Annotated in this window: 1 protein-coding gene; it reads right to left on the bottom strand. The window is 31.3% G+C overall.

Going from position 1 to position 252, the window contains the following annotated elements; translation table 11 throughout:
• Positions 1 to 252: hypothetical protein (locus tag AOA60_RS33620; RefSeq protein WP_218240946.1), on the bottom strand; the 252-nt coding region annotated here is incomplete at both ends.

The raw sequence follows: 252 nt of genomic DNA on the forward strand, positions 1-252 counted from the left end.
CGATCATGCCATCCTAGTTTATTAATATATGAATATATAATGATTCCAATAGAGTAATAAGTTTCTGTCATTTGGAAAACATTTGTTTTCTGGACATTGCTTACTAATTGATCCAATTCTTCCATGAATTCATCTTGCCTATTGGACTCTAAATGAGCAGAGAGAAATTCAATTTTATTCGTTATATCCATTCGCTCATACTTTAGTTTTTCATGACTTTCATCAATACTATCCCGTAAAATCACAGGGATG

The organism is Pseudomonas sp. 2822-17 (assembly GCF_002742485.1).
Lineage (GTDB): Bacteria > Pseudomonadota > Gammaproteobacteria > Pseudomonadales > Pseudomonadaceae > Aquipseudomonas > Aquipseudomonas cyclaminis.